The organism is Microcystis sp. M31BS1, assembly GCF_020245285.1.
GTDB classification, from domain to species: Bacteria; Cyanobacteriota; Cyanobacteriia; order Cyanobacteriales; family Microcystaceae; genus Microcystis; species Microcystis panniformis.
In genome coordinates this window covers 1-10048 of record NZ_JADBVE010000215.1, presented here as the reverse complement: position 1 = coordinate 10048, position 10048 = coordinate 1, and the positions used below count along the sequence as shown (strand labels likewise).

Annotated in this window: 12 protein-coding genes and 1 pseudogene; 4 read left to right on the top strand and 9 right to left on the bottom strand. The window is 41.6% G+C overall.

What is annotated here, in order from left to right:
• On the bottom strand, positions 1-1668 hold a 1668-nt coding region (locus IM509_RS12685; RefSeq protein WP_272079480.1), incomplete at its 3' end, for an O-linked N-acetylglucosamine transferase, SPINDLY family protein.
• Between the two features lie 337 nt (positions 1669-2005).
• Entirely contained in the window at positions 2006-2497 is a 492-nt protein-coding gene (locus tag IM509_RS12680) for a c-type cytochrome (RefSeq protein ID WP_052275306.1), read from the bottom strand.
• A gap of 28 nt (positions 2498-2525) precedes the next feature.
• On the opposite strand from IM509_RS12680, the gene IM509_RS12675 reads away from it, so the two are divergent.
• On the top strand, positions 2526-3587 hold the full coding sequence (locus tag IM509_RS12675; RefSeq protein ID WP_185237441.1) for a mechanosensitive ion channel family protein: 1062 nt from the start codon (positions 2526-2528) through the stop codon (positions 3585-3587).
• A gap of 44 nt (positions 3588-3631) precedes the next feature.
• On the opposite strand, the gene IM509_RS12670 is transcribed toward IM509_RS12675, so the two are convergent.
• A complete protein-coding gene (locus IM509_RS12670) occupies positions 3632-4312 on the bottom strand; it encodes a GerMN domain-containing protein (protein ID WP_072923833.1) in 681 nt (226 codons plus the stop codon).
• On the opposite strand from IM509_RS12670, the gene IM509_RS12665 reads away from it, so the two are divergent.
• Positions 4227-4448 carry a hypothetical protein gene (locus IM509_RS12665; RefSeq protein WP_287716998.1) on the top strand — a complete coding sequence of 74 codons (222 nt, stop codon included), beginning with the start codon at positions 4227-4229 and terminating at the stop codon, positions 4446-4448. The genes IM509_RS12670 and IM509_RS12665 overlap by 86 nt on opposite strands.
• Before the next feature lie 128 nt (positions 4449-4576).
• On the opposite strand, the gene IM509_RS12660 is transcribed toward IM509_RS12665, so the two are convergent.
• Together IM509_RS12660 and IM509_RS12655 are read right to left on the bottom strand one after the other, a co-directional pair.
• On the bottom strand, positions 4577-5392 hold the full coding sequence (locus tag IM509_RS12660) for an LmeA family phospholipid-binding protein (RefSeq protein ID WP_052275304.1): 816 nt from the start codon (positions 5390-5392) through the stop codon (positions 4577-4579).
• Between the two features lie 7 nt (positions 5393-5399).
• Positions 5400-5642, bottom strand: coding sequence for a hypothetical protein (locus IM509_RS12655; RefSeq protein ID WP_002763591.1), 243 nt, complete (start codon positions 5640-5642; stop codon positions 5400-5402).
• Positions 5643-5763: 121 nt separating this feature from the next.
• Here IM509_RS12655 and IM509_RS12650 point away from each other — a divergent pair, with 121 nt between their 5' ends.
• Positions 5764-7728, top strand: coding sequence for an FAD-dependent monooxygenase family protein (locus tag IM509_RS12650; RefSeq protein ID WP_072923838.1), 1965 nt, complete (start codon positions 5764-5766; stop codon positions 7726-7728).
• A gap of 109 nt (positions 7729-7837) precedes the next feature.
• On the opposite strand, the gene IM509_RS12645 is transcribed toward IM509_RS12650, so the two are convergent.
• Positions 7838-8689 (bottom strand): alpha/beta fold hydrolase, encoded by an 852-nt coding sequence (locus IM509_RS12645; RefSeq protein WP_072923840.1) that lies wholly within the window; start codon positions 8687-8689, stop codon positions 7838-7840.
• A 231-nt stretch (positions 8690-8920) separates the two neighbouring features.
• On the opposite strand from IM509_RS12645, the gene IM509_RS12640 reads away from it, so the two are divergent.
• Positions 8921-9373, top strand: a complete 453-nt coding sequence (locus IM509_RS12640) for a hypothetical protein (RefSeq protein ID WP_052278339.1) — start codon at positions 8921-8923, stop codon at positions 9371-9373.
• A 28-nt stretch (positions 9374-9401) separates the two neighbouring features.
• On the opposite strand, the pseudogene IM509_RS12635 reads toward IM509_RS12640, so the two are convergent.
• From IM509_RS12635 to IM509_RS12625, 3 genes and pseudogenes are all read right to left on the bottom strand, one after another.
• Positions 9402-9512, bottom strand: a pseudogene (locus IM509_RS12635) (IS30 family transposase); the annotation flags it as partial.
• A gap of 131 nt (positions 9513-9643) precedes the next feature.
• Positions 9644-9886, bottom strand: a complete 243-nt coding sequence (locus IM509_RS12630; protein WP_052275303.1) for a hypothetical protein — start codon at positions 9884-9886, stop codon at positions 9644-9646.
• On the bottom strand, positions 9804-10016 hold the full coding sequence (locus IM509_RS12625; RefSeq protein ID WP_072923843.1) for a hypothetical protein: 213 nt from the start codon (positions 10014-10016) through the stop codon (positions 9804-9806). The genes IM509_RS12630 and IM509_RS12625 overlap by 83 nt, the downstream gene beginning before the upstream one ends.
• Positions 10017-10048: the final 32 nt, after the last annotated feature.

The window sequence follows — 10048 nt, the reverse complement described above, 5'->3', positions numbered from 1 at the left end:
AATACTCAAATAACTATTAGGAACTGCCTTTAAAACTTGTAGCTGAAGTCGAATAGTTTCAGGGTTCCGTTTTACCCCCGTTTGTACGGTTAAGTAATTAATTGCATCCTCTGGAATCCCTAAATCATCCCTTCGGAGAGAATGGTAAGCAACCTCGACACCATCCACACAAATATAGGAATTAGGTAAGCGCCAAATTTTTTCTCGGTAATATTCCTGTGCATCTGCTGGTAAAACGTAATTATCAGCAAGATAGTAATCAATTGCAGGAATTCCTGACGCATCAAAACCTAACCAAGTCACTTGTATTGGTGCGGATTTTAGTGCCATGACTTGACAAGTTGTGTTATTAGTGATGCTGTCTAAATCTACCAAAATATCAATATTATCTTGACTGATTTTTTCAGCAATCATTAGAGGATCAATCTGTAAATTATAGCAAGCATTTACCTGATTTCTAAAACTATTTTCAGTGATAAGGTCTTCTTTTTGAGATACTAGGTATAAAGAGACATGAAACTGGTTATAGTCATGATACTTCATTAACCATCTAGAGATCAATCCGATAGAATGATTATATAAAGTATGGGCAATATAGCCAATTTTTAGAACTTTATTGGTATCTTTAATAGTCGATTTGTGAAGAGAATTACCCTTATAATTATTGCAAACATATCCCTGAAAAAGTTGACCAACACAATTACTAATGTAACGGTTTTTTCGTGGGTTATCTTCTAGGTAAACTAGAGGGGATAAAATTGCTAGGGATGGTTTATCAAGTAATCTGGGACATTCTCGATTAGCGATGGTTTTTTGCAAGGATTCTGTATATTCTTCAACATCTGCCTTAATATCGACCCAATTACCACTAAATAATTTGACATAAAGAGCAAGAAAATCAGCTACAGCTTGAGAAGGCAACCCTTGACAACTTGTTTTTAATTGACTAGCTACTTGCATAGCAGCAGCAAAATCTCGATTATAAAAATAACATTGATACAGTTCAGCTAACAGATAAATTTGCCCTGGTTCTACTGCTAAACAAGTATTAATAATATCAATAGCCAATGGTATGCCTAGAGAAGGTAATTTAGCTTCTACTACTTTGATAAAAGTTTGTCGCTGACAGTTAGATTGAAATATTGCCTCTAAGTAGGGGACGGTTTCTGGTATCTGAGAATCGAGAAATTTTTCTAAAACTTCTGCTAATAAACTTAACTCGAGACTCTGGAAATCATTTGTTTTTAACACATCGACAAATAACCAAGTTTTTAACTGCTCTTTTTCAAAATAATTCAAATTAATTGCTAATAAAATAAACCGCAGTAAATTATCAATATTATCGTGACTAATCTCGCGAATATGTCCTCGAATTAACCAACTGGTTTCTAAATTGCCTAACTCTAATTGTCTTCGCGCTTCCCCATCCAAAATATTGACTAAATCTGCTGTCCACGCAGTCATTTCCCCTTCATCCCCTTGACTGAGGACGAATAACCATGTGGTTTGTGCTTCTTCTTCCCTAGCTTCTAAAAGATAGGCCAATCCTAAATACCAATAATGACTAATTTCTAAGGGTTCTTTTTCTATCAATTCTTGATAAAACTGGCTAACTTGCCAGAAATCCCCTTGGATAATTGCCGGTTCAACTTGGGAATGCCAAGACATAAGTATTTATCGTTAAGTGTCTCTACTAGCGTACCCAAATATAAGCAAAATTTTTCTATATAAGTAAAATTTATCAGTCGGTCAGGGGTTGGGTTTTGGGGTGGTCACTGCGTGCGCTTTGCGGGGGGTGTTAGGGTTTTAGTTGAAATTCCCCCACTTCCCACGTCCCCACGTCCCCACTTCCCCCGCTTCCCACTCTGCACCCAGTTTCAACGCGTCCTAGCTTACCATCAATCTCAGCCAAGAGTCAGTCCCGATGAAAAAGTTTTCACCCCCACAGATGAAAGAGGTTTCCTTCCCTACACCCCACACCCTACACCCTACACCCTCTTTCAAGTCAGTTTTTTGAAAGATTTTCTAAATAAACCAATAAATCGGCCATAGCTTGAGTATCAGGCTGAAATTTGGGCATCGGCGGGGTTTTACCGCTAATTACCTGTTCAATCAGACTAATTCTCGATTTGCGATGGGAAACGTCCTCTAAACTCGGTCCGACGATGCCATCAGCAAACTGACCGTGACAAGCAGCGCAGTTAATCTGAAAGATTTCGTAACCGCGACTGACATTACCTTGTAGGGATAAAACCTCTTTAATGTAAGGATCCGACATCTTAGCCAGATGAAAGGTGATTAAAAAGGTGCTAATCAGCAACAAAACCACGATTATAACTATTAAGAGTCGATAAAGCCCGAATTTTGGTTTAAATAACTGACTATTCACGAAGGCCGCCGAAGGAAAGGTGAGTTTCTCTTTACATTTTGCAACTTTTTGCCCGAAAATTCCACCGCCCCTGCTAGAGATAGGCAAATGGAGAATAATATAAGACAAAACTGCATCTTTTTCTAACCCTCTAGCAATGAACCTATTAACCAGACTGGAAGATTGGCCCTATATTATCTTACCTATCACTATCATCCTCAGTTTCCTGCTGTTGGGATGGCTCGTAGAACAGCGCGTTGTCAGTCAACTTTTATCGATTGCCAGAGAAAAAAACCTGCGTTTCTCGGAAGGGGTTTTACGTTCCCTTCGTGGATTAAGCATACTTTGGTTCGGACTTTTGGGGTTAAATATTGCCCTCTCCCTTCCCAATCTTCCCCTCTTTCCCTCCCTGATTCTCCTGAGCCAAAAATTGCTGCTAGTGGCTTTTTTAGCTTCGGCTACTTGGGTTGTTGCTCAATTATCCGTGGAAATATTACGAGTTTATACCACGGGAGATGATGGCATTTCTTCCCTAACTTCCCTATTTGAATTTCTCGCCAAAGTTCTGATTTTTAGCTGCGGTTTTTTGCTGATTTTAAGCTCGATTGGCATTTCGATAACTCCGATGCTTACTGCCTTTGGTATTGGGGGTGTTTCCCTCGGTTTAGCTCTCCAAAATACCCTAGCTAATTTAATGTCAGGGATTAATATTATCACTTCTAAAAAAGTTAGACCGGGAGATTATATTGAACTGAGAACGGGAGAAGCTGGTTATGTGCGAGATGTGGATTTAAGATGCACAGTCATCGAAGAAATTACCAATAATCTTTTGGTCATTCCCAATGCTCAGATCATTTCTTCTAGTTTCCGTAACTATAGTTTACCAGATCACTCCCTACTGATTCCCGTGGAAGTGGGCATTAGTTACGATAGTGACTTAGAAAAAGTCGAAAAAGTTACCCTAGAAGTTATGCAAGAAATCGCTCAGTTATTGCAACCTCACCTCGGTAACTATAAACCCTTGATTCTTTATGGTAAACTCGATTACTATAGCATTGTGCTAACAGTCTATCTCAAGGTGGTAGAAGAAGAATTTTTTCAACATCTCACCATTAAACACGAATTTATTAAACTCCTACACCGACGATATCAGCAAGAAGGAATTAAACTTCCCTATCCAATTCTTTTTCCCTATCCCCCCAGTAATCCCCCTAGTTAACCTCAATTTGCTATCGCAACAAACAATTTAAATGCGCGGACAACTTACAATTGATAATTCTCCTCAAAAAACTTACGAGTCATCGGTTGGGCAACTTCAATACCGTGGCCTTCTCCTAATAATTCTAGGGGTTTTCCTTCCACTTGAATCCAGACTTTGGCATTGGGATCCTCGGTAGTAGTAGTATAGATGATTTGTGCCAAACGACCGATCAACATATCAGGACCATCATCAGTGCCAAACTCCCGCGAGAGATTAACTTTAATTCCCGTTTTATCTACTTTTAAATCAAGTAATTTAGTCCCGGGGGGAATAGTAGTCATATCCTGAGGATTACTTGGACCTGCTAATAGAGTTTGCAATACTGCTGTTAACTCTCGGTCGTCGCTATCCGCTTTTTGAACGGTAATTTCTTGGGTGACTAATTGATTACCCCTATCGGTCACTTTTAACCAATAAACCTGTCGAGTTTCCCTAACAGGAATAGCTGCAGGAGTTGCTGTCGGACTTGTCTTCACTGGACCGGGAGAAATCGGTTCAACAATTGGCGATTGACTTATCGGCGCCGGACTGGGAGATTCAATCGGGTTTTCGCTAGTTTTCTGGGGGGAAGATAGGTGATGGACGGCAAACCAAGCAGTGGCCCCACCAGCAGTAAATAAAGCGAGGCCGATACCAATTATCCAAGGCAAAGAGATTTTATCACTAGAGCGAGAACTAGGCATAATTCAGTTATCAGTTATCAGTTATCAGTTATCAGTTATCAGTTATCAGTTATCAGTTATCAGTTATCAGTTATCAGTTATCAGTTATCAGTTATCAGTTATCAGTTATTGGTATGTATTAAGTGAGCAGTATTAAATAGCAGTTTCCCAGTGTCTTTTCACTTTTTACCGATCACTGAAATAGAAATTGCCGTTTTCTTTTCACTGATTACTGATTACTGATCACTGATCACTGAAATATCTCCTCTTTTCTGACCGTTAAATTTAATTGGGGTTCCCCGATCGAGGTTCAATGCTGCCAAAGGCGGCTATACTCAGCTTATCATCGTCAATCTGCAATTGGAGAAGGCGGGCGATAATTCCTTGTTTCTCGAAGTTTTTTAAATCTAACTGGGTGGATATACCCTCGGCAAACCCCTTGAGAAGGCGCGAGGAGATGCGACGACCATTAAGAGTGGCTGTGGGGTCAATAAGCTCGATTTTTCGCCCCTGCACTAGCTTAAATCCCACTTCTAAGCTCAGATTGAGGGTGGATGCTGGTTCGTCTGGCCGTTGTGTCTCTAGCTGCAGGCTGAGGGTGACTCGATTATTATTAAGAAAATTAAAATTTGCTTGACTAAGTTGATATTTTGTGCTACCAAATTCTTCCCTAGAGGGAATCAGATTATTAATCAGGGTCTGAATTTGTTCTTTGACCGCTGCCGATTGTAAAGCTTGATTAACATTAGTTTCCGTGAGGACAAGATGCAAAGCTCCCGCAGCTGGTCGGCGCAGTGCGGCGGCTAAACTGCTGTTTTTTTGCTGTAATCGCCGCAAATCGAGGCTAATTGGCTCAGTTTCTAGCTCGATCTTCTCAATGCGAACACCAGCAAGGGGATAAATTCCCCGTGCAGAAATGCGAACTCGATCGATTTTGCCTTGCAGAACCTGATAATTGGGAGTATTATCGACCCTCACGGCTAATTGTTCCACTTTTTGGACTTGGGAGCGAAGGGTATGAGCTAAAACCGTATCAATAATTGCCCCTGCGGGAGTTAACAGGGTCAAAACACTAGCGAGAGTGATTGTTAGCCATTCCATCGCTCAATTACACCCATCCAGCTAAATTTTGCCAAGCATTAGTCAAAAGCTGACTTAACCAACGTCGTTGCACTTGATCTAAAATCGGGTCTTCTGCGAGAATTTCTTCAGTCAGATCATCGAGAGATTGACCCTGAGCGCGGGCCATTCTAATAATTCCCGCAATCACGGCAGCGATCATCTCCTCATCGACGGGACGCTGTCGGAGGGCGGCAATTTCTTCGGGGGTAGTCGGGATGGGATAATTCATAATCAGATGGGGTAGGCTGTGTATTAATCTAGGTATGTAAAGTTTTTTAAACTTTTTTCAGAAAACTTTTTGTGTAGTCTAGCGTAATCAGACGATTTTTGGGTGTAATAACTAAATCAAGATGAAAGAAATACTTTACAGAGAAATTCCGACTCCTGACTTGATCGCCGTTTGTCAGTGGTTACAATCCGATTGGCAACCCGCAAACGGTGTCAAGACAAATACACCTAACGGGGTGAGATTGCGCTTATCGGAGGCGATCGAATTGTCGATTTTTGTCTGGACGCTGCAACGGACTACTTATTTAAAAGTTTTCCGCTGGGGTGAGCGATCGCATGATCAAGAAACATCCCTGACTCGGCAGCTCGATCGAGCTTTACAAAAGCGTTTTCCGCCGCAGTATAACACGCTACCAAATATCGATCAAAAAAATCACTCAATTTTTACAGATTTAGAAGCGGACTATCCCCTAACGGTTCACTACTTCCGCAAAATGCCGCAAGGGGAGGCAGATTTAGAACGTTTGTACTGGTGGGAAAAACGTTGGCGCGACAGTGCCAAAAATCCCCAACAACCGCAGCCGGTAATTTTCTCTAGCAGCGAGGAAAATAATCATCCCATCACCTACGACTTAATTTATATTGGTGGTGCCTTGGGGGCAATTCATGCGGCACAGATGGCCAAATTAGGTTATCGAGTCCTCTTAGTAGAAAGACTACCTTTCGGACGGATGAATCGGGAATGGAATATCTCTCGATCGGAGTTTCAAAGTTTAATTAATTTAGGCCTATTTACCGCCGAAGAATTCGAGGAATTAATCTTCCAAGAATACATCGATGGCTTTAATAAGTTTTTTGATGGCAATAATCCCCCCCATCTGAAAGCCAAAATTCTCCATACTCCCACGGTTTTAAATATCGCCATTAATTCCGATAAATTGCTGCAATCCTGCGCTAAAAAAATACAGTACTATGGCGGTAAAATTCTCGATCAAACGGAATTTATTAAGGCTGATATTACCGCTAATAGTGTTACTGTCACCCTTAATCATGGTGGAGAAATTCAACAGATAAAAGGCCGTTTATTGATTGATGCCATGGGTTCCGCCTCTGCCATTGCTTGGCAATTAAACGGAGTGCGTGCCTTTGATAGTGTCTGTCCGACGGTGGGGGCAGTAGTAGAAGGATTCGATCCGGTGGTGTGGGATTCTCACTATGGTGATGTCTTAAATTCCCATGGCGATATTTCTAAAGGTAGGCAATTAATTTGGGAATTATTTCCGGGGGAAGGAAAAGAATTAACCTTTTATCTATTTCACTATCATCAAGTCCATCCCGATAACCCCGGTTCTCTGTTAGAAATGTACGAAGATTTCTTTACTATTTTGCCCGAATATCGACAGTGTGACCCAGAAAAATTAACTTGGAAAAAACCCACCTTTGGTTATATACCGGGGCATTTTAGCACAGGAAAAAAAGATCGAATTGTCTCCTTTGATCGCATTTTAGCCATCGGTGATGCCGCCTCCCTGCAATCACCCTTAATCTTTACTGGATTCGGTTCTTTGGTGCGTAATTTAGAGCGCTTAACCCATCTTTTGGATACGGCCTTAAAACACGATTTACTAACAGCTAAAGACCTAGAAAACGTGCGGGCCTATCAAAGTAATGTGGCGGTAACTTGGTTATTTTCTAAAGGAATGATGGTTCCCACGGGAAAAACCTTACCCCCCCAAAGAATTAACGCCATGTTAAACACATTTTTCGGTTTATTGGCCGACGAACCGCCGGAGGTTTCCGAAACCTTTATTAAGGATAAAACCGATTGGTTGACCTTTAGCCGTTTAGCAATTAAAGCGGCCAGAAAAAACCCCACTTTACTGTTATGGATAGCAGAAATGGCCGGCAGTCAGGATTTAATGCGCTGGTTGGGTTCCTATCTCGATTTTAGCCTTGATGGAGTCAAAAATCTGCTTTTGGGTCCCTGGTTTCCCCAATGGTTAAAAAACTGGCAAAGCTGGCTAGAAAAAGACAATCCTCGCCTCTGGTTAAAGTTATTGAGTTTTAATTATGGCCTAAGACATTAAGTAGGAGACTCCGAGACAGCTATCAGGGATCAGATTTGAGTTTTTAGTTCACTGTTTGTGGAGTTAAGAAACTGTTGGAAAAGTTCAAGAATGCGCTTACCTAAAGGTTCTAACTGCGATGCAGATTTAAAATAGCCATCATCTTTTGGGCCACCGCTGCTGTTTGTTCCAGCATGGCAAAATGACCACAATCGGATAACTCAATGACGTTGCTGCCAGTTTCAAACAAGGGATGAAAACTGGCCAGATGGTTAACGTACTTAACTTCCATAATCGTATCCTCTTTCCCTGCCAGAAAATAGACCGGTTGCGGGAGACGGGAGACAATCTGGGGTAAAAGATGAACTTCGCTGATAGTGGTGGTTTCCAAAAGTGACCCTAGGGCCGCTTGGTAATCGGCCTGGACAAAATCAATCACGCGCTGTTTGCCCCATTTTTTACCTAGGGTTTGCTTGACCATCATCCGCGAGAATAAAACATCAATAAAGGGAACACGGGGCAACCAAGAGGGTCTTTTCTGTAAAATCTGTCTACCGGCTTCCCGAAATCGCTCAAATTCCTCCTTTAGATAGATGCCACCGCCGGCATTCATACAGATTACCCCTTTAATCCGTTCAGGACAGCTATCCGCGGCCCACAAAGCAACACTACCACCGAGGGAATGACCAACTAACCAAGCAGCATCGAGGTTTAAGCGGTTAAGAAGGGTAATAACGTCTTGGGAGTAGGATTCAAGGTTATAACTGCTAGGAGGACTGTTAGAGGTGATTTTTTGGGAGTCGCCAAAGCCCCGGAGATCATAGACTAGACAGGGATAATCCGGGGAGAGAATATCTACCAAAGGCTGCCAGTAGTGACGACTCAGCAGCCAACCGTGTATAAAGACTAAAACTGGTTTATCCGCTTGGGGCGAAAATAACTCGTAACTGTGGGATACTCCCGATATGTCGATGGTAGGCATATAATCAATCTCAACCTAAGTTAAACCGTTGATAGGGGTTACTAGGGAAACTTCTCGAGAAAAATGGGTGTATTTAGCCTTGTTTACAGAGCAAAATCAGGGAAGCTTAGGATATTCCCTGATAGCTGATCAATCAATGCTATAGACAATTTCAAAAGCTTCTACTTTCAGTATAAAACACTGGGGATACCTCCCTAAAATAGGATGAAAACCCTAGACCAGGATTTATCTATGAAATGCGATCGCTTTTTGACTCTTTCCCTAGTGTTAAGTCTGGGATTAGTTTTTCCCCCCTCTTTACCCGCTCAAAATCCCCCCGCTACCACCTTTCAACCCGGTCCTTGGCAGCCTGTTGCTAGGGTGAATACGAGTCGTCCCGTGGAGATTAAAATCATCAATCAAACCGATATTGACCTCAATTATGACCTATCGGCCAATATTAATTCCTCTCCCCAATTATTATCTCCCGGTACGGAGACAACCCTAAAAGGTTTGGTAATTCCAGCATATATTCTGATTAATCGAGCTAATGCAGCCGCAGATCCCTATTCTTCTAGTTTAATCTATGGCGTAGAGGTCAATGATGATAATTTAGTCACGATTACTGTCACCAAAGTTCCGGGGAGTACCCCCGGTTATACCACCTTTAACATCAATCAACAGGGTGCTATTTATATTTACTAGCTCTAGCTTAAGCTGTTATGGAGCCACCTCGATTGTTAATTAAGTTTACGGCTCTTTCTACCTCCTTTGGCTTCAGGATTTTAAAATTCGTCTTCTTGGGCAAGAATTGTCTTAAGAGTCCCTTATTATGCTCGTTTATAGCAATTCCCATAGTGGTGAGGTACAGAGTCTTAGGTTTTGAGGAGTCAGGAGTCTCCGAGTCAGGAGTTAAGATTTTGGTGTACCTCATGAGATTGGGAAACGCTATATACTCTGTAAATTCGGTGGATATTATGATGGTTCGTGAACGATTTCATCGATAAATTCTTCTCTTTCCTCTTCGGTCATGGTATCCCAATCATAGCCGCATTCTTTCGCCACGATTCGAGCTTTGTCAATGGCGTAGTTAGACAAGGATTCCCATCGGTCCGACTGACTGAGGATGAGAATTTTATAAACTTCTCGTTTCTGGTCTTCGGGGAGTTGTTTGACTAATTCGATTACTTGTTCGTTGCTTAAGGTTAATTTCGGCATAGTCCATTTTTAATTTAATTAGGTTCTTCGTTACTTGGTATGGTTCGATAGGAGGGCATAAATTGACTAAATCCTTATCTGGCAAGAGACTTAATTGATTAGTTCGCTCTAGAGCAAAAACAATTGACAAAAATCGCAGCCATGCCTTTCTCTATAAGGGTT